Origin of the sequence: Candidatus Leptovillus gracilis, assembly GCA_016716065.1 — a bacterium.
Lineage (GTDB): Bacteria > Chloroflexota > Anaerolineae > Promineifilales > Promineifilaceae > Leptovillus > Leptovillus gracilis.
In genome coordinates this window covers 272868-298170 of the sequence record JADJXA010000001.1, presented here as the reverse complement: position 1 = coordinate 298170, position 25303 = coordinate 272868, and the positions used below count along the sequence as shown (strand labels likewise).

At 58.7% G+C, this 25303-nt stretch carries 21 protein-coding genes and 1 other annotated feature; of the genes, 10 read left to right on the top strand and 11 right to left on the bottom strand.

The window, feature by feature from the left end:
- Positions 1–7: 7 nt before the first annotated feature.
- A complete protein-coding gene (locus IPM39_01325; protein MBK8984716.1) occupies positions 8–1201 on the bottom strand; it encodes a hypothetical protein in 1194 nt (397 codons plus the stop codon).
- Complete coding sequence (locus IPM39_01320; GenBank protein MBK8984715.1) at positions 1198–2391, bottom strand: hypothetical protein; 1194 nt, start codon at positions 2389–2391, stop codon at positions 1198–1200. The genes IPM39_01325 and IPM39_01320 overlap by 4 nt, the downstream gene beginning before the upstream one ends.
- Positions 2392–2678: 287 nt before the next feature.
- Here IPM39_01320 and IPM39_01315 point away from each other — a divergent pair, with 287 nt between their 5' ends.
- The 3 genes from IPM39_01315 to IPM39_01305 all read left to right on the top strand — a co-directional run bounded on the left by IPM39_01315 (position 2679) and on the right by IPM39_01305 (position 7601).
- Positions 2679–3317 (top strand): hypothetical protein, encoded by a 639-nt coding sequence (locus IPM39_01315; GenBank protein MBK8984714.1) that lies wholly within the window; start codon positions 2679–2681, stop codon positions 3315–3317.
- Positions 3318–3858: 541 nt separating this feature from the next.
- The gene (locus IPM39_01310) at positions 3859–6276 is read left to right on the top strand and encodes a transketolase (protein MBK8984713.1); all 2418 of its coding nucleotides are present in this window, start codon (positions 3859–3861) and stop codon (positions 6274–6276) included.
- A gap of 89 nt (positions 6277–6365) precedes the next feature.
- On the top strand, positions 6366–7601 hold the full coding sequence (locus IPM39_01305; protein MBK8984712.1) for a 2-oxo acid dehydrogenase subunit E2: 1236 nt from the start codon (positions 6366–6368) through the stop codon (positions 7599–7601).
- A gap of 52 nt (positions 7602–7653) precedes the next feature.
- Here the strand turns inward: IPM39_01305 and IPM39_01300 are convergent, their stop codons facing one another.
- The 4 genes from IPM39_01300 to IPM39_01285 form a co-directional block, all read right to left on the bottom strand.
- A complete protein-coding gene (locus IPM39_01300; GenBank protein ID MBK8984711.1) occupies positions 7654–8973 on the bottom strand; it encodes a trypsin-like peptidase domain-containing protein in 1320 nt (439 codons plus the stop codon).
- A gap of 114 nt (positions 8974–9087) precedes the next feature.
- Complete coding sequence (locus IPM39_01295) at positions 9088–9510, bottom strand: acyl-CoA thioesterase (protein ID MBK8984710.1); 423 nt, start codon at positions 9508–9510, stop codon at positions 9088–9090.
- A gap of 13 nt (positions 9511–9523) precedes the next feature.
- A complete protein-coding gene (gene lon / locus IPM39_01290) occupies positions 9524–11902 on the bottom strand; it encodes an endopeptidase La (protein ID MBK8984709.1) in 2379 nt (792 codons plus the stop codon).
- Positions 11903–12103: 201 nt separating this feature from the next.
- Positions 12104–13663: a bifunctional folylpolyglutamate synthase/dihydrofolate synthase gene (locus tag IPM39_01285; protein ID MBK8984708.1), complete on the bottom strand. Its 1560-nt coding sequence runs from the start codon at positions 13661–13663 to the stop codon at positions 12104–12106.
- 45 nt (positions 13664–13708) lie between these two features.
- Here IPM39_01285 and IPM39_01280 point away from each other — a divergent pair, with 45 nt between their 5' ends.
- The 7 genes from IPM39_01280 (at position 13709) to serS (ending at position 18698) form a co-directional block, all read left to right on the top strand.
- Positions 13709–14086, top strand: a complete 378-nt coding sequence (locus IPM39_01280; GenBank protein ID MBK8984707.1) for a hypothetical protein — start codon at positions 13709–13711, stop codon at positions 14084–14086.
- 44 nt (positions 14087–14130) lie between these two features.
- Entirely contained in the window at positions 14131–14766 is a 636-nt protein-coding gene (locus IPM39_01275; GenBank protein ID MBK8984706.1) for a GNAT family N-acetyltransferase, read from the top strand.
- Complete coding sequence (gene dapF / locus IPM39_01270; GenBank protein ID MBK8984705.1) at positions 14763–15584, top strand: diaminopimelate epimerase; 822 nt, start codon at positions 14763–14765, stop codon at positions 15582–15584. The genes IPM39_01275 and dapF overlap by 4 nt, the downstream gene beginning before the upstream one ends.
- 41 nt (positions 15585–15625) lie before the next feature.
- Positions 15626–16042, top strand: a complete 417-nt coding sequence (locus IPM39_01265) for a hypothetical protein (protein ID MBK8984704.1) — start codon at positions 15626–15628, stop codon at positions 16040–16042.
- 75 nt (positions 16043–16117) lie between these two features.
- On the top strand, positions 16118–16366 hold the full coding sequence (locus tag IPM39_01260; protein ID MBK8984703.1) for a hypothetical protein: 249 nt from the start codon (positions 16118–16120) through the stop codon (positions 16364–16366).
- A 13-nt stretch (positions 16367–16379) separates the two neighbouring features.
- Positions 16380–16907 carry a Dna2/Cas4 domain-containing protein gene (locus IPM39_01255; protein ID MBK8984702.1) on the top strand — a complete coding sequence of 176 codons (528 nt, stop codon included), beginning with the start codon at positions 16380–16382 and terminating at the stop codon, positions 16905–16907.
- 52 nt (positions 16908–16959) lie between these two features.
- Positions 16960–17254 (top strand) — a binding site (T-box leader).
- Positions 17255–17330: 76 nt separating this feature from the next.
- Positions 17331–18698: a serine--tRNA ligase gene (serS, locus tag IPM39_01250; protein ID MBK8984701.1), complete on the top strand. Its 1368-nt coding sequence runs from the start codon at positions 17331–17333 to the stop codon at positions 18696–18698.
- Positions 18699–18716: 18 nt separating this feature from the next.
- Here the strand turns inward: serS and IPM39_01245 are convergent, their stop codons facing one another.
- The 5 genes from IPM39_01245 to IPM39_01225 all read right to left on the bottom strand — a co-directional run bounded on the left by IPM39_01245 (position 18717) and on the right by IPM39_01225 (position 25110).
- Positions 18717–19925 carry a glycosyltransferase gene (locus IPM39_01245; GenBank protein MBK8984700.1) on the bottom strand — a complete coding sequence of 403 codons (1209 nt, stop codon included), beginning with the start codon at positions 19923–19925 and terminating at the stop codon, positions 18717–18719.
- Positions 19926–20089: 164 nt separating this feature from the next.
- Entirely contained in the window at positions 20090–21091 is a 1002-nt protein-coding gene (locus tag IPM39_01240; GenBank protein ID MBK8984699.1) for a GNAT family N-acetyltransferase, read from the bottom strand.
- Between the two features lie 124 nt (positions 21092–21215).
- Positions 21216–22148 (bottom strand): DMT family transporter, encoded by a 933-nt coding sequence (locus tag IPM39_01235; protein MBK8984698.1) that lies wholly within the window; start codon positions 22146–22148, stop codon positions 21216–21218.
- Between the two features lie 142 nt (positions 22149–22290).
- The gene (locus IPM39_01230; protein MBK8984697.1) at positions 22291–23553 is read right to left on the bottom strand and encodes a hybrid sensor histidine kinase/response regulator; all 1263 of its coding nucleotides are present in this window, start codon (positions 23551–23553) and stop codon (positions 22291–22293) included.
- A 27-nt stretch (positions 23554–23580) separates the two neighbouring features.
- The gene (locus tag IPM39_01225; protein ID MBK8984696.1) at positions 23581–25110 is read right to left on the bottom strand and encodes a pyridoxal-phosphate dependent enzyme; all 1530 of its coding nucleotides are present in this window, start codon (positions 25108–25110) and stop codon (positions 23581–23583) included.
- Positions 25111–25303 lie beyond the last annotated feature (193 nt).

Genomic DNA, 25303 nt, shown 5'->3' with positions numbered 1-25303 from the left:
GATTCCGTTACTGCTCCTTCAAAAATGGGAGTGCGGACGTCCCGTCCGCCCCGGCAGGCGAGACGCCTGCGCTCCCAGGGTTTTCATTCATGGTGGTCGGCGCAGCCGGTGAAGTCTCCTGGGCAAAGGCTTGCAAGGCATCATAAATTGGCTTTTTAACAAATTCCGGCGTCACCAGGGTGTAATAATCCATATAGCTCTTTTGCGGCGCGGGGAAGCGGAAGGCCCAAATCGCCATCATCCGCACAAACGGCCAGTTGGTTTCGGCGTATTCCAGCGCGGCGAGGGTGTATTGGATGCGCTGCGCCGGGCGCACAGCCAACGTCCAGCGGGGATGGTCGTTCCAGCCTGTTTCGGTGATGTAGATGGCTTTGGCGGCGTCGCCGTTGGCTTCCATCACCTGGCGTACCAATTCCACACGGCGAAAGTTGAGGATGTCTGGTCCGGGTTCGGCTTCTGGCGGGAAGGTAAGGCCGTAGGCGTGGACCGCCAGCCCATCGAAATAGGCGGCCGCGCCGGCATCGTACATGCCTTGCAGGTAGATGAGGTCATTGAGTCCCCAGGGGGAACCGGCCGGCTCCAGTGTCGGCGCCAGCGCCCCGGCCAGCACTTGCATGTCGGGATTGGCGGCTTTAACGGCCGTATACACCACTTGCAGCAGCGCCACGTAATCGGCCGGGGTAGTCAGCCGGTAGCCCCACTCATAGCTCAAATTGGGTTCATTGCCGATGATCAGATAATCCACCTGGCCTCGGTAGCGGGCGGCGAAGGCGGCGGCGTAGGCGGCAAAATCACCGTAGGCTGATTTATCCAGGTAAGTCAGGGGGGTGTCTGGCGGTCTGGCCCAGTCGGGCGTCAGCCCCAGGCGGGCGATGATGGTTAGCCCCTGGGCGGCGGCGTGACCGACAACCATATCCGGGTGGCCCCAGGCGTAACCGCCATCGGCGGCGGCATAATAGGCCCAGGGGAAAAATTCCACAATCCAGGGCGCGCCCATTTGCCGCACCAGTTCCAGGCTGTGTTTAACCTTCCACTCCTCCACTTCGTCCGTGAGGCGGGTGTGTACGCCGAGGATGGGGTGCTGCGTCTCTACCGTCTGCGGTGGGCCAGGGGTGACAAGCAGGGGAGCGGGCCGGATGAAGGTGAGAATAAGCGCCAGGATGAACAGTCGCAGCCCGCTGCTGTAGGCGGGGCGTCTCATGCGTCTTCGGCCCAGCTCATCTGGTCCAGGTAAAATTCCGACCACCAGTCCAGGTGCTGGCAGATAGCGGCGATGCGTTGCTGGGGCGGCGCGTCGCGGTCGGGTAGGGGGGTGGGCGGGACAAAGCGGGGTGTGTGTCCCAGGCGGCATAGGAGTTCGTGTTCCAACTGCACGTTTAGCAGCCGGTTTTGAAAGTCGTGGATGATGGTGTGCAGGTGGCTGTCGTCCTGGGTCAGGTAAACCGTAGGTAGTTCGGTCAGCGCGATGCTGGCGGGCAGGGTGGCAGCCTGACGCATGATTTGGCGGCGGGAAGTCACCAAATCAGCCAGAGGATTCATGCCCCAACTGTGGCGATAGTTTTTTAGCGCCAGGGCCAGGGGGTTGTCGTAGACCAGGCTCAGGCTGAGCTGCACGGCCGTTGTCACCACCAATCCTTCACATTCTTTGGTCAGCGGTCCGGCGAGATGCTGCCAGTCGGTATCGCGGACGTGCTGCGGGCCGAGGTTAGCCAGGACCATGACGATGTTGGGGCCTTGTTGGTACAGGGCTTGCAGGCCGGGCAGAAAGGGGGCGGTGACGGCCGGGATGGTTGTATTGGCCCAGGCGTGGGCGGCGGGCAGTTGGGCGATTTGTGGGCCGAGGATTTGTTGGACGCGGGCATAGGTGTGAACGGCCGTTTCTTCTGTGGGGATTGGTTTGCGCCACAATTGGCGCGCCAGACGGCGCAGCGCGGCATGGCGGTTGGCGGCTGTGGCGGCGTCTAACAGGTCGGGCAGCAGGGCGTTGGAGGCGCTGAGGGCTTGTGTGGCCAGGCGTGCGCAGGTTTCGTGGGCGTCCAGGGCGGGCTGGGGCGTGGGTTGCATGGTAGGGCTGCTGTACAGCAGACGGCCGTCGTGGGCCAGGTGGTGGGCAAAGGTCGGGTGGAGGTGGCAGAAGCGGGCCAGCGCGTCGGCGTGGGCGGCCCAGGGGCCGCGCCGCAGCCAGGCGGCGTTTTGCGGCCATAGGGGCAGGACTACCTGGCGCAAGTCCAGCAAGTTGGCGTCGTCGGCCAGGACAAAGAGCAGGTTGACGTCGGATTCGCCGGGCTGGTAGTGGGATTGGGTGTAGCTGCCGAAGAGGGTTACGGCCGTTAACCGGCTGCCCATCGCGGCGACAATTTGTTGGACGAGGGAGTCGATCTGTGCATCCATGCGGCAATTATACGGGGTTTTGGGGTGTGGCGCGATGAATGAGAAGTGAACAATCGTCAATCCTTCGGCAAGCTCAGGACCAATCGTCAATCGTCAAGTGTCAATTGCCAATGCCTTCTCCGCATCTCTGCGTAAAAAGTGCGGTGGGGGCACGGCCGTTTTGCCTGAGAAGGTTTTTAACCTGGGCTGATGGAGGTGGCAAATCAGCCAGCTTTCTATAAACTTGGAAGGGTATCGGGTTGGTCAGTTCATTAGCCAACCAACTAACATGTCAAGGAACTATACTTATGACGACAAAATACAAAACAGTGACGGCCGTGCTGCTTCTGGCGGTGCTTTTACTAGCAGGATGTCGCGGCCAGAGCAGCTATCTGGAGACTTTTGATGCGCCCGGCAAATGGCGCGTGGGCACAGACGCCGACGCCATCGGCCAGGTGGCTAACGGCGTCTACGACCTGACGGTGACGGCCGACGACGTGATTATCTGGACGACGGCCGGCGAAAGTTTTGGTGATGGCATTTATGAAATGGACGCCACTCAGGTGGCTGGACCGCTGAATAATGGCTATGGTCTGCTGTTCCGCCTGGACAACGAGAAGGATGATTTTTATCTGTTTAAGATCAGCGGTGATGGCTATGTGTGGATTGGCCGCTATCGCGGCGGCGGCGCGGGGGAAGCGCAGCCGTTGATTGGACAGTGGTGGTTTGAATCAACGGCCGTGCAGCAGGGGCTAAACCGCACCAACCGGCTGAAAGTGCAGGCAGAAGGCGGGAACATGATTTTTTATGTCAACGATCAGGAGGTCGGCCGGGTGACGGATGACGCCTTCAAACAAGGCGATGTGGGCCTGATGGTAGAGACGTTGGGCCTGGGCGGGGTGCAGGTGCAGTTTGACAATGTGTCGGTGACGCCGTTGGGGGAGTAGTGGTCGTGTGCGGTATTCCGTAATCTGTGTTCGGTACGCGCCGAAGATTTGGCCAATGCCAGGGCTTATTACCGTGCTTTTCCCGATGCAATAGATCGCCAGATTGTGGACAACGAACAGGCATGACATGGCGCGTTTATGTGTACGTTTGACCCTGATTTCACGGCGTGGGCTTATCGCGTTCATGATCAGCTTGATCCAGGCGTAAATGTGTCCGGGCAGTTGATTCGCGTTAATCGTCCACAGAGCGGCTAACGGCCGTTCTCTCCCCCTTCAGTCAACCAACAAGGTGTAATTGCGCCGCCTGAAAAATTGAACTTCCCGCCAAAAGACTGGTCCAATCTTACAACCAATTACACCAACATCCCCTTAGTTTGCCTTGTAAGCAAATTTCCCTACAATCGGATCGGTTTTACATCAGGAAAACTGATGATTACATCCCATTCCCACAGATAAACGCCAAACGGAGGTCAGCACAGTCTATGAGTCCCATCCCACGATTCGACATGATTCGCCTGCATCCGCAGTGGAGGCGGGCAACATGAACAGACCGCAAACCCAAGAACAGACCCAACACCGGCAAGAAAACCCTTTTCCAGCGCAAAAATTCATCAGCACGGCCGACATATTGCGTGATTACACCCTGGCCGCGCAAAGCCGCCAGGCCAGCCTCATTGGTCGCCGGGAGGTTTTTAGCGGCAAGGCGAAGTTTGGTATCTTTGGCGATGGTAAAGAAGTGGCCCAAATTGCCATGGCTAAATCGTTTCGCAAGGGGGATTGGCGTTCCGGCTATTACCGCGACCAGACATTTATGTTCGCCATTGGCGCGACCACGATTCAGCAGTATTTTGCCCAGCTTTACGCCCACGCCGATGTGACACAAGAGCCTAGCTCGGCCGGCCGCCAGATGAACGCCCACTTTGCCACCCGCAGCCTGGACGAAAACGGCCGTTTCCGTGACCTCACCACCCAATTCAACTCCTCCGCCGACATCTCACCCACCGCTTCGCAAATGCCCCGCCTGGTAGGGCTGGGCTACGCCTCCCGCCTCTACCGCGACCTGGCGGAGCTGCATCAATTCAGCCAGTTCTCCCACAACGGCGACGAAATCGCCTGGGGGACCATCGGCAACGCCAGCGCCGCCGAAGGCATGTTCTGGGAAGCGATCAACGCCATCGGCGTCCTCAAAGCGCCGGTCGTCCTTTCCATCTGGGACGACGGCTATGGCATCTCCGTGCCCAACGAATTTCAGATGGTCAAAGAAAATCTCACCGAACTGTTGGCTGGCTTCCGCCGCGCGCCGGACCGCGCCGATGGCTACGACATTTACACCGTCAAAGGTTGGGATTACCTGGCGCTCATCGAAGCATACCAACAGGCGGCCGATGTGGCCCGCCGCGACCACGTCCCAGCCATTGTCCACGTCATCGAAATGACGCAGCCGCAGGGCCATTCCAGCTCCGGCAGCCATGAACGGTACAAATCGCCCGAACGTCTGGCCTGGGAAGCGGAATACGACTGTTTGCGCCAGATGCGCCAATGGATTATCGAGCAGCGCATTGCCACCGCCGGGGAGCTGGACCAGATTGAGCGCAACGCGCAAAAACTGGTGGAAAACATCAAAATGAAGGCGTGGACGGCCTACACGTCGCCGTTTCATAAAGAGCGCGACGAGGCGGTGGCCCTGATTCAGGCGGCGGTCCCGGATTCGCCGCTGGCGGCCCAGTTAACGGCCAAACAGACGCCCTACCGCCGGGATATTTTAACGGCCGTCCATGAAACCCTCATCGCCAGCCGCCATCACCCGTCCCCCGCCCGCCAGCAGTTGGCCGATTGGCATCAGGCGCAGGTGCAGCTCAACCGCGCCCGCGCCGGTTCCCACCTGGTCAGCCAATCGGCCGAAGCCGCCCGCCACGTGACCGAAGTGAAGCCGGTTTACGCCGCCGACCCGCCGGAACTGAACGGCTTCCAAATCCTCAACACCGCTTTCGATGCCATGTTGGCCCGCGACCCGCGCGTGATCGCCTTTGGCGAAGACGTGGGCAAATTGGGCGGCGTCAATCAATCATTCGCCGGGCTGCAAGCCAAATATGGCCCGCTGCGCGTGTCCGATACAGGCATCCGTGAGGCGACCATCATCGGCCAGGCCATCGGTATGGCGCTGCGCGGCCTGCGCCCCATCGCCGAAATTCAATACCTGGATTATTTGCTCTATGCCCTGCAAATTTTGTCTGACGACCTGGCGACGCTGCAATGGCGCACGGCCGGCGGCCAAAAAGCGCCGGTCATCATCCGCACACGCGGCCATCGGCTGGAGGGTGTCTGGCATTCGGGGTCGCCGATGGGGGCGACGGTGCATTTGCTGCGCGGCATTAACGTGCTGGTCCCGCGCAACATGGTGCAGGCGGCCGGGTTTTACAACAGCCTGCTGCAATCCGACGAACCGGGCCTGATTGTCGAGGTGCTGAGCGGCTACCGCCTGAAGGAAAAGATGCCGTCTAACCTGGCCGAGGTGACGGTTCCTCTGGGCGTGCCAGAGGTGCTGCGCCCCGGCGACGATGTGACGCTGGTAACGTATGGCGCGGGCTGCCGTCTGGCGTTGGAGGCGGCCGAACGGTTGACGGCCGTTGGCATTGGCCTGGAAGTGATTGATGTGCAGAGCTTGCTGCCGTTTGACGTGAACGGCCGTATCCGGCAATCCTTACAAAAAACCAGCCGTATCCTCTTCATGGATGAAGATGTGCCCGGCGGCGCCACCGCCTACATGATGCAGCAGGTGATCGAGACCCAGGGTGGCTTCCACTGGCTAGACGCCGTGCCGCGCACCCTGACGGCGCAGCCGCACCGCCCCGCTTTTGGCACAGACGGCAATTACTTCTCCAAACCCAACGTGCAAGACGTGTTCGACGTGGTTTATGGTCTGATGCACGAAGCGAATCCGGGAGTTTACCGTTGGTAGTTGGTAGTTGGGAGTTGGGAGTGGTCCGCATAACTATCAACTAACCACTATCCACTATCAACTATCAACTAACTACTCATTGAGGAATTATGGGAACACAAATATTAATGCCTGAGATGGGTGAGGGGATTATTGAGGCGACGGTGGCGCGCTGGTTGAAGGAGGAGGGGGAGGCCATTGCGTTGTATGAACCGCTGCTGGAAATTGAGACCGATAAGGTGACGACGGAGGCCACTGCCGAAGCGGCCGGGGTATTGCTAAAAATCCATGTCCCGGCCGGGGAAACGGTGGCCGTGGGCACGCTGTTGGCGGTGATTGGCGCGCCGGGCGAGGAGTTGAGCGCCAGCGGAGGTGGAAATGGGGCGGCAACGGCCGTTCCCCAACCAACCGAACCAATTCAACCAGCCCAACCAACCGAACCAATTCAACTAGCCCAACCAACCGAACCAATTCAACTAGCCCAACCCACCCAACCACGCCGCTACACCGGCCGTATCAGCCCGGTCGTCGCCCGCATCGCCGCCGAAAACCAGGTAGATTTAGATTTAGTGACCGGAACCGGGCTAGACGGCCGTATCACCAAAGAAGACATCCTGGCCTTTGTGGAAAATCGTCAATCCGCAGTCCGCAGTCCGCAATCCGCAATTCCCGGCCATCTACTGCCGCTGTCGGCCATGCGGCGCAGCATTGCCGAACATATGGTGCGTAGCCGCCAGACCAGCCCCCACGCGACGACGGTGTTTGAGTTTGATTTTACGGCCGTATCCGCCCATCGCGCCGCCCACAAAGAAGCATTTGCCCGCGATGATGCCCGCCTGACCTTCACCGCTTACTTGGCGGCGGCCACCGTCGCCGCGCTGAAGGCGTTTCCGCTGGTCAACAGCACATGGCAGACGGATGGCATCCTGCTGCGCCGCGACATCAACCTGGGGCTGGCGACGGCGCTCGACGAAGGGCTGATTGTGCCGGTGATCAAAAACGCTGATTCGCTCAACCTGCTGGGCCTGGCCCGGGCCATCAACGACCTGGCTGAACGCGCCCGGCGCAAGCGGCTGCGCCCGGATGAGACGCAGGATGGTACGTTTACCATCACCAATCACGGCGTCAGCGGTAGTCTGTTCGCCATGCCGATCATCAGCCAGCCGCAGTGCGCCATTTTGGGTGTGGGCATGATCGAGAAGCGGGTGAAGGTGGTGGGGGAAAACGCGATAGCCATACGGCCGTCGGCCTACGTCAGTCTCACCTTCGACCATCGCATCCTGGATGGCGCGGTCGCCGATCATTTTGTGGCGGCCATCAAAGAGCGGATTGAGGAGTGGCAATAAAAAAAGGGCGGTGCAAACACCGCCCTTTTTTATTGTCACGTTCAAAATCTGTTTACTGCGTTGGCCGCGCTTCTAAGGTTAAGGATACCTCTACCTGTTCCCCGCCACGCAAAACAGTCAGGTTGATGGTGTCACCAACGGCCGTTTTCTGCACAATGTAGCTCAACAGATCGTCGAACTTCACCACCTGCTGGCCGTTAATGCCCACAATAATGTCGCCGCCAATGGCTGCCTCAAACCCATCAATCGTTACCAGGTCGCTGCTGGCGCGCAGTCCCGCTTTGTCCGATGGGCCGCCAGCCACAACCTCTACCACCAGCACGCCGCGTTGGTCGGCGTCCATATTCATCGCCTCGGCCAATGTACCATTCATTTCCCGGCCAGAAATGCCAATCCACGGATGGGCGATCTCGCCGGTTTCGATGATCTGCGGCACGACCTGGCGCACTGTGGCCGCCGGGACGGCATAGCCGACGCCGGAGAATGTGCCACTTTCCGTAGCAATCGCCGTGTTTACGCCAATCACCTCACCAGCCAGGTTCAGCAGCGGGCCGCCAGAATTACCGGGGTTGATGGCCGCGTCGGTCTGGATGATGGCCGGGATGCTGAAGCGACTGCCGGTAACGGTGGTGGTATCGGCCGGCAGCGTGCGCCCTAAGCCGGAAATGATGCCGGAAGTCATCGAACCATCCAGCCCAAATGGATTGCCAATGGCGATGACAAACTGGCCTACCTTCAAATCGTCGGAACTGCCCACGGGAACCGGGTTTAGTTTGCTGGCGGGCACGTCCACCTGAATTACCGCCAGGTCCGAACCGGGGTCTGTGCCTATCAGCGTTGCGTCGGCTTCCGTGCCATCGGCAAAGACGACGGTGATTTTGTTGGCCCCTTCCACCACGTGGTTATTGGTGATAATGTAGCCCTCGTCACTGTAGACAAAGCCGGAGCCTTGCCCAAACTGTGGGGTCAGGAATGGGTGGTTTTCCGGCAGGCTGTTCAGGTCTAGGCCTTCCGGCAAAGACGCGCCGCTGTCCAGCGTGACCTGAATATTGACGACGCCGGGGTTGATCTGCTCATACAGGTTGGTCAGGGTGTCCTGGAAGGCATTTAAATCCAGAGTGGGGGACGTCTGGCTGGTAACTTGCGCCGGTGTGTCGCTGTAGACTGTGTCGCCAACGGCCGTGTCACCCACACCGCTCACTGCTACCACCGGACTGGTCTCTTCGACCACGTTATTCGTCGCGGCGACGGCCGGCAGCGCCTGCGTCGGCGCACCATTCAACGTCAAAGCTGGGCCGCAGCCGGCCAAAAGCAAAATACCTAAAATCAAAACAGCCACCAGGGCTGCAACACGATGCGTTTGTTTCATCATTACCTCCGAATTGCTTTGAGATTGCACCAATCTCCAAGATTGGTCCAATCTGGAAACTATAAATCCAGTGACCTCATTGTCCATCGGAAAGGTAAAAAATGTGTAAAGTGTGGGTTAAGCGGGGTTTAGAAAGCTCTGCCAGATGGCGCGCAGTTGGGCGGGGACACGGGTGGCACGGCCGTTACCCAATTCGGCAAAATAACCTGTCTGTTGGGAAGCCGCGGCGACAATTTCACCGACGCAGATTTCACTCTGCACCGTCCAGCGCGTGCGGCCCAGGTCGGCCAGCCACATGCGGCCCAGCACGGCGTCGCCAAAGCGCACCGGGCGGCGGTATTCGATTTCCGTTTTGGTGAGGATGGGCGTCAGGCCATCGGCCAGCATTTGCTCGATGGCGTAATAGTCGGCCAGCATCGCCGTGCGCAAATCTTCCAGCCAACGGATATAGACCGCGTTGTGGACGATATTGGCAAAGTCTATGTCGTAGGTCTTCACCTGGATAGGCAGTTGGATGAGAAACGGCCGTATTGTATTCATCGCCTATCACACCTCAGCCTACCGGCTGCACGGCCGGCAGCAGCGCCACCGCCAGCGCCTCATCCACCTGCTTCACCAGAATAAACTCCACATCCTGGCGCAGTTTCTTGGGAATTTCTTCCAGGTCGCGCTCATTTTTCTGCGGCAGAATAAATGTGCGAATCCCGGCGCGCCGCGCCGCCAGCGCCTTTTCGCGCACGCCGCCCACCGGCAGCACCCGCCCACGCAGCGTAATCTCGCCCGTCATACTCACGTCGCGGCGAATTGGCCGGTTGGTAAAGGCCGAAATCAGCGCCGAAGCCAGCGCCACCCCGGCCGATGGCCCATCTTTGGGCACAGCCCCCTCCGGCACGTGCAGGTGAATATCCACCTTGTCAAACTTGTCGGGATCAATGCCCAACACGTCTACCTGGCTGCGCGTGTACGTCAGCGCGGCTTGCGCGCTTTCTTGCATCACGTCGCCCAACTGGCCGGTCAGCATCATGCCGCCCTTGCCGGGCATCAGGTTCACCTCGATGAACATGATCTCGCCGCCGGCGGCCGTCCAGGCCGCGCCGGTAGCTACGCCAATTTCGTTCTCCTCGTGCAGCTCTTCGCTGGAGAAACGGGGCGGGCCAAGATAGTCGTGGACACGCTGCGCCGTAATGCGTTTGGGGAAACGTTTTTTCTCAGCCACCGCTCTGGCGATTTTGCGGCAGACATTGGCCGTTTCCCGTTCCAGGTTGCGCACGCCCGCTTCCCGTGTGTATTCGCGGATGATCGCTTTCAGCGCTTCGTCCTCAAAGCGAATGCCACTGGCCGCCAGACCATGCTGCTCTATCTGGCGCGGAACCAGGAATTGACGGCCGATTTCCAGCTTTTCTTCCTCCAGATACCCCTCAAACTCAATGAGTTCCATGCGGTCTTGCAAGGCCGGCGGGATGGTGTCCAGGTAGTTGGCGGTGGTGATGAACAGCACTTTGGAGAGGTCAAAATCCAGCCCCAGGTAATGGTCGGCGAAGGCGTGGTTTTGCTCCGGGTCCAGCACTTCCAACAGCGCCGCAGCCGGGTCGCCGCGAAAATCCTGGCCCAATTTGTCTACTTCGTCCAGCATGAACAACGGGTTCTTGGTGCCGGCGCGGCGCATGGCCTGGATGATGCGGCCGGGCATGGCTCCAATGTAGGTGCGGCGGTGGCCGCGAATTTCTGCCTCGTCGCGCACCCCGCCCAGGCTCATGCGGATAAATTCGCGGCCTAAGGCGTGGGCAATGGAACGCCCGATAGAGGTTTTGCCGGTTCCTGGCGGTCCCACAAAACAGAGGATGGGGCTGCGCAGCGTATCCGGCGCGATTTGTTTGACGGCGATGTATTCCAGAATGCGCTCTTTGGCTTTTTCCAGGCCAAAATGGTCGTCGGCCAATACCCTGGCTGCGTGCAGCACGTCCAGGTTGTCTTCGGATTGGTCCAGCCAGGGCAGATTGAGGATCCAATCCAGGTAGGTGAGGATGATGCCCACTTCCGGCGACATGGGCGGCATGGCGCTGAGGCGGCTGAGTTCTTTGTCTACTTTGGCGCGCACATCGGCGGGCATCTCTTTTTTGGCGAAGGCTTCGCGCATTTCGCCGACTTCTTGGGTAAAAACGTCGGCTTCGCCCAGTTCGCCCTGAATCACGCGCATTTGCTCGCGCAAGAAATGCTCGCGCTGCGATTTGTCCATCTCTTGCTGGACTTGCATGTGAATCTGGTCTTCCAGTTCCAGCATGTCCAGCTCTTTAGCCAGGGCGATGCTCACTTTTTGCAGGCGCACGGCCGGATCAATGGTTTCCAGGATGTCTTGTTTTTCTTCCAGCGGCGTGTTCAGGGTGGAGGCGATGAAGTCGGCCAGCCAGCCTGGCTCTTCGATATTGATGGCGAAGGTGTAGGCGTCTTCCGGCAGGCTGCGGTTGAGGCTGACCACTTTTTCAAACAGGGTGATGACGGCGCGCATGAGCGCTTCGGTGGCGCGCTCCCACTGCTTGGGTTCGCGGATGCGCCGGGCGCGGACGCGAATATAGGGCGCCCACTGCGTATATTCGATGATTTCAACGCGACGGCGGCCCTGGGCCAGGACGCTGGTTGAATCGTCGGGCATACGCAGCGCTTTGCCGATGGTGACTTCTGTGCCCAGGGCGTAAATATCGTTGATGCCCGGTTCGACGACTTCGCTGTCTTTTTGGGCGGCGACGATGATGTTTTCGTTGTTGGTGACGGCCGCTTTAATGGCTGCCAATGATCGCTCACGCCCGACAAACAGGGGCATGACCATTTGCGGGTAGAGGACGAGATCGCGCAGGGGCAGGAAGGGGCAGTCTATGTAGCCGTCTTGTTCGATGGCGTCATCTAGGGCAAAAAACTCGTCTTCAAATCCAGGCATACTGTCCATAAAATCTGGGTATTGGGACAGGATGAAATCATCTTCACTAATCATGGAATGGTCCTTGATGGGTCTTTGGGGAGTGGATTCGTAATCGGTAATCGGTAATCCGTAATTCGTTTTTCGTGATACGTTGTGATTGACGATTGGTCCTGAGCTTGCCGAAGGATTGACGATTGGTAAGTTCCCCAAAGAGTCTCCTTAATTTGTTGTCGTGGTTTGGTGCAGCAGGTGTGATTTTAGGCGTTCCCACTGATTTAGCAAGTCACCGACGACGATGATCGAGCCGGTGGCGCAAATGAGGTCGCCGGGTTGGGCCATTTGCCACACGGCCGTTAATGCTTGCGCGATAGATGGGCTGGCTACGGCCGTTCCGCCCAGGTCGGCGACGATTTGCGCCAGGCTGGTGGGGGTGGCGGCGCGCGGGTGGTCGGCGCAAGTGGTGACGATGCCGTCGGCCAGCGGGACTAGTTGGGCCAACATCTCGGCGATGTCTTTGTCGGCCGGCGCGCCAAAAAGCAGCAGCAGCCGCCGGTAGGTGTAATCGTGGGTCAGGGCGTGGCACAGCCGGCCGATTGAATCCGGGTTGTGGGCGCAGTCTACCAGCAGGGCTGGGGTGCGGTTGTTGCCAGGATGCACGATTTGCAGGCGACCGGGCCAGTTGACGGTTGCCAGACCGGTGCGCACGGCCGTTTCTGTCAGCAGCGGGAAATGGGGCTGCACAGTGTGCAGCGCCGCCAGGGTGACGGCGGCATTCTCCAACTGATGTTCGCCATCCAGAGCCAGTGTAAACGGCATTCCCGGCCGCACAAACGCCGCGTCTGGCGCGCGCAGCAGCGCCATTTGCTGTTGTTGTCCCTCGTTGTGGTAAACCCCTTCGTACAGCCAGGTTGTTTCCAGTGCGGCGTGGAGGGCGCGACCCACAAAAGCAATGGATGAACCGCGCTCGGCGGCGATTTCTTGTAAACGCTGGGCCGCTTCCGGGGGCTGCTGCGCGGAGATGACCGGAATGCCGGGTTTAATGATGCCCGCTTTTTCATAGGCGATTTCCGCCAGGGTGTGGCCCAGCAGTTCAGTGTGGTCCAGACTGAGACTGGTGATGACGGAGACTAGAGGGTTGACGACGCGGGTGGCGTCCAGTCGGCCACCCAGGCCGGTTTCGATGACGGCTACGTCTATCTGTTGGTCGGCGAAGTAGGACAAGGCGATGGCCGTGACGGCTTCAAACCAGGTAACGTCGGGCACGTGGTTGAGGGCGGTTTTGAGAGCGGCGACCAGGTCTACAAAGGGAGCTTCAGGGATACGGCCGTCGGCGTCTTCTGGGGTGAGGATGCGAATACGTTCGCGGAATTCTTGCAGGTGGGGCGAGGTATACAGCCCCACGCGCAGCCCGGCGGCGCGCAGGCTGTAGGCGCACATGGCGGCTACGGAGCCTTTGCCTTTGGTCCCGGCGATGTGGATGGCCGGGAAGCGGTTTTGCGGCGCGCCGAGGAAGTTGACCAGGTGGTACGGCCGTTCCGGGTCTAATTTGCTCGCGGTGTACCGATCCAGCCGCTGCCGCTCGAAGTTGATCAAGCTGTACAGATAATCCAGGGCTTCTACGTAAGCCGGTGAGGGTGCGCCAATTTCCATAGCCGGGAATTGTAGCCGAAAAGCGCAATCAGGACAGGGGGCGTTGGCGCGTTGGCGCGTTGGCGCGTTGGCGCGGTTGCGTTGACAACCGGTATGGGGCTGGTTAAACTCCGAATACGAAATACTCAACAACACTGAATACTGAACACTGGATACTGAACACTGGAGTTCCACATGGGCACTATTGTCTTAATTCATACACAGCTTTCACAAACTATCTGGGTCTTTTTTCTGGTCCTGGGGCTGTGGGGCTTGTTTCGGGCGATTCGCGGGCAGGCGGTGGATGGCAGCTATATGGGCGCGTTGGTGATTGGACAGATTCTCTATGTTGTCCAGGGCGTGTTGGGTGGCATTTTATGGCTAAATGGCAACATGGTGTTGGTGGCACGGCCGTTTATGCACGTCCTCTATGGCTCTTTTGCGCTGGTCTTTTTGCCCTTTGTCTTTATGGTCTGGCTGCGGGGCGATGATTCCAATCGCGGCCAATGGGTGTTGGCGTTTACGGTGCTGTTTATGTTCGGCATTGCCCTACGCGCGACCTCGACGGTATGACCGGCCTTTACCCTGGCGGCACAACAGACACAGTGAGGCACGACATGGTGGATGTAGACGCATTTTTTGACGATTTTCCCGTGCTGGAAACAGAGCGGTTGGTGCTGCGGCAAATACGGCCGTCCGACACCACTGCCATCTACGCCCTCTTTTCCGACGAAGCGGTGACGCGCCATTATGGGTTAGAGACTTTTACGGCCGTTGAACAGGCTGCCCAACGCATCGCCGCCATGCGCCAAAACTATCAGAAACGGCGTTCCATCCGCTGGGCCATCACCACCCAGGGCGATGATGCCCTGATTGGTTCAGTCGGTCTGATGAACTTGCGGCCCAAGTTTTTTAACGCCGCTGTGGGCTATGAGTTGGCTCCGGCGTATTGGCGGCGGGGGGTGATGACCGAGGCGTTAACGGCCGTCATCGAATTTAGCTTCGTCATCATGGCCCTGAACCGCATCGAAGCCTTTGTCGTGCCGGAAAACACCCCGTCCATTCACCTGCTGGAGAAATTGGGCTTTGTCCATGAAGGGCTGATGCGCGAATATGGCTATTGGCGGCAGGCGTTCCACGATCTGCACCTGTTTGCCCTGCTGCGCAAAGAGTGGCCGGGAGCAGCCACTCCAGACACCTTACGCGGCGCAGTCACCCTGCGGGGCGTAGGCACCCAACGGGGTGACCGATGAGCCAACCTTTTGCCAAATACCACGCCACCGGCAACGATATGTTGGTGATTGACCCGACCAACTTTACCCTGCCCCTTACTCCGGCGCGCATCCGGCGGTTGTGCCATCGTCATCAGGGGTTGGGCGCCGATGGCCTCTGTTATGGGCCGCTGCCCGGTGAAATGGGCGCCAATACGATGCGCTTTTTTAACCCGGATGGCACAGAGGCAGAAAAAAGCGGCAATGGACTGCGGATTTTTGCCCGCTATTTGTGGGACGCGGGTCTGGTAAACGGCCGTTCCTTCACCATCACCATGCACGGTCAATCCATTCAGGCGGTTGTGTTAGACAAGTACGCCCACCAGATTAGCCTGGCGATGGGCCAATTGACTTTTTCCCGGCTGGAGCAGGAGGTGGTGGTAGATGGTGTGATGTATCGGGTGACGGCCGTTGCCATTGGCAACCCCCACTGCGTTTTGTTCACCGATGACCTGGACGCCATTCAAACCATCGGCCCGCAGCTGGAAACCGCGCCGCTGTTCCCGCAGCGCACCAACGTCCAACTGGTGCGCGTGTTGGACGCCCATACCATCGAGATTGCTATCTGGGAGCGTGGCGCGGGTTATACGCTGGCTTCGGGCACGTCGGCCAGCGCGGCGGCGGGCACGGCTGTGCGCTCCGGCCGCTGCCAAAGCCCGGTCATCGTGCGCATGGCCGGCGGCGCAGCCACCGTGGCTGTGGACGAGGCATGGCGGGTCGTGTTAACCGGTGAGGTAACGGCCGTTGCCCAGGGAACCCTATCGCCCGATTTCTGGCGAGAATTGTCGGAGTCTGCCTGAGAATTGGTTCGTTGGCAGCCCACCCAAACATCCAACCACCTATGCCTGAAAAAATTATCCTCTACGGCACAAAAAAGTGTCCGGCGGTCGGGCCGGTACGCGGCATGTTAGACCGCGCCGCCGCGCCCTATGAGTATGTGGACGCCGGGCAAAACCTGGCGGCCAGAATCCGCCTGCAAGAAATCAACGATGGCTACGAAAGCGTGCCGACGCTGGTTTTCCCCGACGACAGCGCGTTGACGGAACCAACGTTGGGGCAGCTTCGCGCCCGTTTAGAAGCGGCCGGTTACACGGTGCCGCGCACGCGCCCCTGGCAAGCCTGGCGCGAAACCCCCATCCTCACCGGGTTAGGGTTGGCGATGCTCTTGTTTGGCCTGTGGGACGTCAGCGGATTGTTTATCCTCATCGGCCTGCTGCTGTTGACTTTTGTACCCACCCGCGCCTATTTCGAACGTTGATTCCATTGTGAGCCTTGCCTGATAAATCTCGCTGATGCTTGACGTGTTTATCCTATTCGACGTAAAATAGAACATATGAGCGATAAATGGATTCGGGCAAGCGAAATTAGCAATTATGTCTACTGTCGGCGGGCCTGGTGGTTGCAGCGAACGCAGGGGTACGCCTCAGAAAACGTGCGGGAACTGAGCCAGGGGACGGCGTATCATCAGCAGCACGGCCGTTCGCTGCTGACCACCATCTTGGTTCGCCGCCTGGCCTATGGGCTGCTGTTTGTCCTGGTGGCCTACGTGACCTTCCAGATATTGATGAGTACCCAGGGATAGGGGCTATACGGCCGTGGGAACGACAGGTCTGCTTCTTGGCGTTGTTCTGTTTTTGCTCACCATCGGCGCGTGGCTGTGGTCGCGTGACCGGCGGGAGAAGAGCGGCGTGCCTGAAGGCGAGATTATCTACGCCGATACGGGGACATGGTTTCCCAATGCCCAACCCCTGTATGCCCCGGCCTACAAACTGGCCGGTAAGCCGGATTATCTGGTGCAGCAGGGGGATGGCAGCATTGTGCCGGTGGAGGTTAAATCGGGGCGCGCGCCGGCCGACCCCCACGAGGGGCATGTGCTGCAGCTGGCGGCCTACTGCCTGTTGGTGACGGTGAATTATGGGCAGCGGCCGTCGCATGGCATCATTCAATATCAAGACCGCGCCTTTGCCGTAGATTTTACGATTGACCTGGAAGAAGATTTATTGGACCTGTTGGCCGAAATGCACGAAGGGCTGTTTGCCCGGGATGTGGACCGCGATCACAACGATTGGAACCGCTGCCAGCGCTGTGGGATGCGTTCGGTTTGCGCGCAGCGGCTGGCCTGAGGGTTGACGGCCGTTTCCCCCCTCGCTATAATGCCCGGACAATTGAGATAGAGAAACGGCCGTGATGGAGACAAGTACGGCGGTGCGGATACCCAGAGAGTTGGCGGCCGCTGCAAGCCAATATCCAACCACCAGAAATCCCCTCCTCAGCCGTCTACCGAAAGCAGTCATGCGATTAAGGTAAACCGGGATCGCCCGTTACAGCGAATCAGAGTTCAGTCATCGGTGAACAGTGTGCAGTATAGAGTGAACAGTAGGCCTTCTTAACCTCTGTCCACTAGCAACTACCAACTGTCCACTACAGACTGATAAATTCAGGTGGCACCACGAGTCCCTTCGTCCTGAGATGGCGAGGGGACTTTTTTATTTTCGATTGACGATTGACGATTGGATTTCGACACAAGATGAAAGGACGGGAGAATTATGTTAGACATCAACGTGATCCGTGAAAAACCTGAATGGGTGAAGGCGCAAATTGCTAAACGCAATGACACATCGCCGATTGATGAGATTTTGGCCGGCGACGGCCGTCGCCGCGAGATTTTGCAAGAAGTGGAAGAACTGCGCCGCCAGGTCAACGAAGCCTCGAAGCAAATTGGCCGGGTCATGGGCACACTCAAAAAGCTGGAGGCAGATTTGCAGCGGGCGGAAGCCGGTCAGGATGTGGGCCAGCCGTTGGAAACGCTGCGGACACAGGTGCTGGCGATGCAGTTCAACGCCGATGAAGCCAAAGAAAAACCGCGTGAATTGGGCGAACGCATCACCCAACTGGATGAAGAGCTGCGCGAAGTTGAGGAAACGCTGCGCAAAAATATGCTCTGGGTCCCCAACCTCCCCCATGAAAGCACGCCGGTTGGCCCAGACGAAAGCCACAACGTCGTCCACGAAGCGCAAGGCGCGCCCATCCCCCAATTTGACTTTGAACCCAAACCACATTGGGATTTAGGTCCGCAGCTAAACATTCTGGACTTTGAACGGGGCGTAAAATTAAGCGGCAGCCGCTTCTATTTGCTGAAAGGCGCCGGCGCGCGGCTGCAACACGCCGTTATCCAGTTTATGCTGGACCTGCACGTCCAGAAACACGGTTACACCGAAATTTACCCGCCGTTCATCGTGCGCGCGATTAACTTTGAGACGGCCGGCCAGCTGCCCAAGTTCTACGACAACATCTACCGGGACGCGGAAGAGGATTTTATGCTCCTGGGCACGGCCGAAATTGCCCTGACCAACGTCCACCGCGATGAAATTTTGGAAGAGGCTCAACTGCCCATCAAATATGTCGCCTATACGCCCTGCTTCCGCCGCGAGAAGATGAGCGCGGGCAAGGACGTGCGGGGCATCAAACGCGGCCACCAGTTCGACAAGGTGGAGATGTACCGTTTCACCACGCCGGAAACCAGTTTTGCCGCCCTGGAAGAGATGAAGCAGGAGGCGATTGACATTTGCGAAGCGCTGGGTTTTCCCTACCGGGTTTTGGAATTGGCGACAGGCGATATTGGCTACGCTTCGGTGAAGACGTATGACATTGAGGTATGGGCGGCCGGTTGTGGCGAATGGCTGGAAGTGAGTTCGGCCAGCAACTGCACCGATTTCCAGGCGCGGCGGGCAAATGTAAAGTACCGGCCGGCCGAAGGCGGCAAGACGCGCATTGTCCATACCCTGAACGCCAGCGGCCTGGCCCTGCCGCGGGTGATGATTGCCATCATGGAGAACAACCAGCAGGCGGATGGCAGTATTGTGGTGCCGGAGGTGTTACGGCCGTATATGGGCGGTTTGGACATAATTCGGTAAGTGGACAAGGTGGCTGTTTCATCGGGCAGCCACCCTTTCCCCCACCACCTCTTCATACACCCGCCGCATCCGCCCCACGATAATCTCCCAATCATATTGCAGCGCATAGTAACGCGCCTGCCGCCCCAGCCGGTTGCGGCATGCCTCGTCCGTCAGCAGGCAATAAATGCGTTCCGCCAGCGCCTCCGGGTCGCGGGAGGGCACGTGGAAGCCGTTTTCGTTGTCGCGTATCAGAAAGGCCAGCCCGCCCACTTCTGAAGCGATGACCGGCGTGCCCATGGCCATCGCCTCCAACGCCACCATGCCAAAACTCTCGTAATGCGAAGGCATGACGACCACTTCGGCGGCGGCGTAATAGTTGGGCAAAATCTCCTGGTCTTTGGCCCCCAAAAACGTTACCAAATCAGTGATGCCTAATTCCCGGCGCAGTTCTTGCAGGCGAGCCATTTCCACATCTGGCGTGTCGGCCCAGGGGTCGCCGCCAATGATGGCGACGCAGACACCCTTCACCGCTTCCGGGTAACGCTTTTGGATGAGGGCGATGGCACACAACAGGGTATCTATGCCTTTCAGCGGCTCGATGCGGCCGGCAAAGATGATGTTTTTGTCGTTAGGCGGAATGCCGATCTGTTTTTTAGCGATTTGTTTGGGGATAGGGTTGAAGCGCTGCAGGTCTACGCCGGGGGAAATGACGCGCACTTTACGCATATCGGCATTGTAAAGCCAATTGAGCTGGGCTTCTTCGGCCGGCGTGGCGGCAATGAGACGATCGGCGATTTGGATGACGTGTTGTTCGCCGTCCAGCCGTTCCTGCGGGGCGCGCTCTGCATCGTCCAGAGCAACGCGGTTTTTCATCTGGCCCAGGGTGTGGAACATATGGACGATGGGTACACCCCAGGCGTCGCGCAGTTTTTCGGCCACCAGGCCGGAGAGCCAGTAATGGCTGTGGATGAGGTCGTAGTGGATGCCTTCTTGGGCAGCGAAGGCCAATATGCCGCTGGTGAATTCGTCCAGATAGTCGTTCACTTCGGCGACGGGGATGGGTTTTTCTGGCCCGGCGGGAATGTGGATGACCCGCCCGCCATGGCCTAAATCATGCTTGATCATCGGCTGGCAGTCATCCTGGGAGCGGGTGAAGACGTCTACCAGAATGCCCTGACGGCCCAGTTCGCGGCTGAAGTCGCGCACGTAGACATTCATGCCACCGGTTTTTTTGCCGCCCAACATAGCCAGTGGGCAGGTGTGGACGGAAAGGATGGCAACGCGATGAATGGGTTGTGGGTGGTTCAAAAGAGATTCTCTTTTGAATGGTGAATTGTGAATGGCTAATTGAGAATTATGAATGAAATGCTCCGTTCACAATTCACGATTCACGATTCACAATTCACCATTCACAATTTCTGCAATTTGATCTGGTAGATTTCCGTGTCTTGAGCGCCAAAGCGGTATTTGTATGTTTCGTTGCCACGGAGGAAGTCGAAGGTGGTACGGCCGTTTTCAATGGCGTGTTCTATCGCTTTGGCCGTTAACACCACGCCCAGGCTGAGTCCGCCAAAGGCATCTGGGTCCAGCCCGGAGTTATAGACCCAAATGCGCCCCTTGTAATCAAAATTGAACAGGGCGGCCGCTTTTTGGCCCTCCACTGCGATGAACATAAGCTGCAACGTGCCGGCCGCCAGGGCGGATTGCGCAAAAGCGTGAAAGGCAGCGCGACGGCCGTCGTGCAGCCAATCCCGCTTCGCAAAAGTACTCAGCTGCAGCAAAGCCAGAAATTCGTCTACGGCCTGAGTCAGGTCGTCCGCCGGGCCAACGATAACCAGTTGGGCATCGGCCGCGGCGGCGCGGCGCAGTTTGCGCTGCACCTCGCGCCGCTGTTTGCTGTCTAACATCTCCAGGTAAGCGTCGAATGTCGTCGGCAGGGGGATGACGGGGCACACCTCGGCCACAACTTCGCGGCAGTCTAGCCCCTGCTGCGCCGCCAACTGCGGCAATATCTGCCGTGTGGGCGATGCGCCAGGGATGTTGCACAATTTCGCCACGCGCCAGGCGGGGAAGTCGGGTTGGCGCAGGTGGTTCAACACGGCCGTCCACGCCGCCGCCGCCTCTTCCGGGCGGACGATGAGGTCCAGGTAATCAGTCTCTTCGACGCAGCCATTGAAATGCAGGCTGCCATCCTGGATGAAAAAACAACCGATGGCCGCCAGACGGCCGTCGGCGGCGCGCGCGGTGATGGTATGCAGAGTGGCTTCCGGCGGCGGCAAATGCTGCCACCATGCCTGCTGGTACGCCAGCGTTTGGAAAGGGGTATCGGTCATGCTTTGTCCGGCCAGAGCGTCCCATTCTCCGGCCAATGCGCTAAAAGCGTCGGGTCCTGTGTGATGTTCGGTTAACATATCAATTTGTGCTGTCCTGTGCGTAACACGGAAACATCCGACGCTGTACTGTCGGATGTTGGTATGGTTAAATGTTTGTCTAATACCCATTATACCGTATTTGACGCGCTCAATCGCCAATCGCTCACGGCCCACGTCTTTGTTTTGGCAGCCGCCAGCGCCAGATGATCTGCCACCAATCAATGAATTTGGGAATGTCACGTTCGTAGCGGACGAGCAGAATGCTTGTCAGCAATACCAGTGCGCCGAGCCACTGCACGGCCGTTAACGTTTCGCCCAAAAACAAAATCGCCAGGATGATACTCACCACCACTTCCAGCACGCCCAGCAGGGCGGTTTGCATACTGCCCAGTTTTTTGACGCCCAGGAAGAGAGTCAGCCGGGAGACGGCCGTTACCAGGCCCATCAAAAAAATGGCTTCCCAACCGGCGGCGGGCACGGCCGTTAACGGCGTGGGAAACAACAGCCAGGCCAGCGTCACCACCCCGGCCATGGCGGTGATGGCGTACAGGGTCATCGTCGGCGCGGGCACATCGAACATGATGCGTTGGCTGAGGACAAGCTGAAACGCATAGGTAAAGGCGGCCACCAGCATCATGCCCGCGCCCAGCCAGTCTGGCAGGCTGAGGCCGCCAATGGTGAGCAAATAAATGGCAAACACGGCCAACGCCGTGCGCAGCAGAGTGAGCCGCGAGATGGAGTGGCCGATGAGCCGCAGCAAGATGGTGACAAAAATCAGGTAGCTGATGTTGACCAGCTGGCCGACGGAAGCGTCTATGCGGCTGAGGCTGGCATAATAAAAGAGCGAGCCGATGCCATTGACGCCGCCAGCCAACAGGCTGCTGAGGATGCCCGGCGTGGAACTGCGGATGAAATGACGGGCAAACAGGAGAACGGCCGTCCACAGCACCACCGCCGCAAACAGCGTGCGGAAGGCCACCACCGTCAGCACATTGGCCCCGGCGGCGTAGGCCAGCTTGGCAAAAATGGGGATGGTTCCTAAAAAAACAGGCGATAACAGCGCCCAAAACAACCCCTCGCGCCAACGGCGAGCCAATAACTCTTTACTTTCCGGCGTGGTTTTGGATTCTACTACTGCAACTTCAGAAGGTGGGGCCGTGTTCTGTGGGGATGGCATTCGATTCGGCGCAATTCACAACGATTCACTAGCAACTACCCACTGCCCGTTGTCAACTTACCTACAAAGCCGGCACTTCATCTGAAGGCGACAACGGCAGCAAGATGTGGAAGGTGCTGCCGGGCAGGGTGTCTGGGCTGCGGCCATCGCTTTCTACCCAGATACGGCCGTTGTGCGCCTCCACAATCCCTTTGGCAATGGCTAAGCCCAAACCCAGGCCGCCCCCCTGAAAAGCGGATTTGCTGGTCGAATGGTGCTGGATGGAACCCAATGTATAAAACTGCTCAAAAATATGCCGCTGCTCCTCCAGCGGAATGCCAATGCCTGTGTCGTGGACCACAATGTCTACCGCTTTGTCCTGCACATAATAACCGGTGATGTCAATCTGCCCGCCATCAGGCGTGTACTTCACCGCGTTGCCCACCACGTGTTCCACAGCCGCCTGAAGCCGCCGCCCATCCCCCTGAATCAGCGGCAGCGCGCCAAAATCGGCGACGTTCAATGTCAGGTTGCGCTTACGGCAAATATCGCCATAGGTGCGCTGCATGTCGTTCATCACCTTGCTCAAGCGTACCGGGCCTAAAGAAAGGTCCAACGTGCCCGACGAAATCCGCACCACGCTGATAATCTCGTTGATCACGTCTTGCATACGGGCCACGCCAGATTTCAGGCCCTCGGCAATGCCGGCGACGGTCTGCGCCGGGACCAGGTCGTTTTTGTTAGCCACCTGTTCGGCCAGTAAATGGGAGTAGCCGCTCACCAGAGTCAGCGGCGTGCGTAACTCATGCGATACCAGCACGATAAAATCGCTTTTCAGGCTGTCCAACTCCATCAGGCGTTTGTTGGCGGCGCGCAGTTCGCGCACCTTTTTTTCCAGACTTTCCACCAGATTTTGCGCATGTTTTTCCAAATGTTCATTGCGTTCGGCAATGCTCAGGGTGTCTTGTTTGCCCTGCAAAAAGCGCTCGACGTCGGTGGGAAAGGTGGCCACATCTATCGGTTTGGTCATAAAACCGGTACAGCCGGCCGCCAGGGCCAATTCCCGGCTGCCGGCGCTGATGTTGGCCGTCAGGGCGACAATGGGCACTTCGGCGAAGTTGGGCAGGCTGCGCAGACGGGTGGTAATCTCACGGCCGTCCATATTCGGCAAATTGATGTCCATGAGAATCAGCTGCGGGCTTTGCTCCCGCGCCAGGTTAATGCCCTCCAGCCCTTCGGTGGCTACCAGGACTTTATAGCCGCGGCTGGTCAGCACCCGTTCCACCAGACGGCGGCTGGCGTGGTCATCCTCAATATATAGAATCTTGACACCTTGTTCGGTCATGGTCGTCATGGTCACTAATCTACCGGTTTATGGCAACGCCTGGCGAATGTCGCTCAACAGGTCGGAATCCATAAAGGAACCTTTTTGTAACAATGCTTTTATTTTACCGTTAAGTCGTTCTCTTTCAATAGGCGATAACTCCTTAGCGGTAACAACAATGATGGGAACTTCTTGCAGGCGGCGATCCTTTTTCATGGCGTCTACGATGGCAAAACCATCCAACCCGGGCATCATCAGGTCCAAAATAACCAGGTTGGGTCGTTTTTCTTTGATGAGCATCAACCCATCCAGGCCATTGTTGGCTTCTTCGATCAGGTAGTCGCCCTGGGCTTGTAGGATGCGGCGGATGAGGCGGGCGGCGTCTGGGTTGTCTTCGATGATGGCGATGCGCTGGATGCGAGGGTCTATGTCTTCCAGGGCGGTTAGCAGGCCATCCTGTCGGCCGGAAGGGCCAACGGCCGTCTCCTCCAGCACCACATCGCGGGTATAATGGTCGCCGATGATGTGCTTTTCCACCGGGAAGGTGTGGCCGGAGCAGTTGACGACGACGGTTTCGTGGGGTTGAATGACCCCCTCGCGGATGAGCTTAAACAGGCCGGCAAAGGTAACGGCCGTTGCCGGTTCAATAGACAGCCCATCCATTCGCGCCACCACTTGCAGCGCCGCAAAAGCGGCTGCGTCGTCAATCGCCTCAATGGTCCCGCCATATCGCTCAATAAGTTCGCGGATCACTTCATAAGCCACGCCGGGCACGCCGGTCGCCAGGGTGGTGATTTCCGTGATGGGGTTGGCGACATTTTCGGCTTTGTCCAACCCTTTGTGGAAAGAATTGGCCATCGGCGCGCAGCCGCTGGCCTGGAAGCAGGCCAATTTCGGCACTTTGTCCACCACCCCTTGCGTGTGCAATTCGATAAATCCGTTCATCACCCCCACCGGTCCTAAGCCGCCGCTGACGGCTTGCAGATACCAGTCTGGCGCCTGCCAGGGATAGCGGTCGCCGGCGGGCAGCGCCGGATCTACCCCGGCGGCCACATTGCCCAACTGTTCGGCTGTTTCGTAGGCCAGCGTCTTCATCGCCTCTTTGGCGGCGATACCTTTGACGCCCTGGTCCAGGAACAGGTTTTTGCTGGCGGCAAAATCAGCCGCCACCTTCTTACATTCGTCGTAGGTCCCGGCTACTTTGATCACTTCCGCGCCGTACAGCGCCACTTCGCGCATTTTGTCGGCGGGCACGGAACTGGTGACAAAGACCCACAGTTTGATGCCGGCGCGGGCGGCGTAGGCGGAAAAAGCGATGGCGACGTTGCCGGTGGAGGCCACCACGACTTCGGTGATACCGGCTTCTTTGAGGACGCTGATGGCCACGGTGGCCTGCCGGTCTTTGAAGGAACCGGTGGGTCCCTGGCGCTCATCTTTGATGAAGATGTTGGGATGGCCGAGCATCTGACCCAGGTTGTGGGCGCGTAGGAGCGGCGTCCAGCCTTCGCCCAGAGAGACGATGTTGGCGTCGTCGCGCAGGGGCAGGCGTTCGCGGTAGACGCCAGAGGTTTGCGCCATAATCGCAGGCTAGCCGCCAGCTTTGGGGCGTGGGCGGGATGGTTTCGCTTTCCGAGATGGCGTCAACCAGTGTTCGCCGCAGTGCGGGCAGGCGTTGAGGGGTTGGTTGTAGGCTGTGTGGTGCGGCAGTTCCGGCAGATGACGGAAAAATTTCTCATAGCAATTAGGTCGTTATCCATTGCGGTAATGGTTT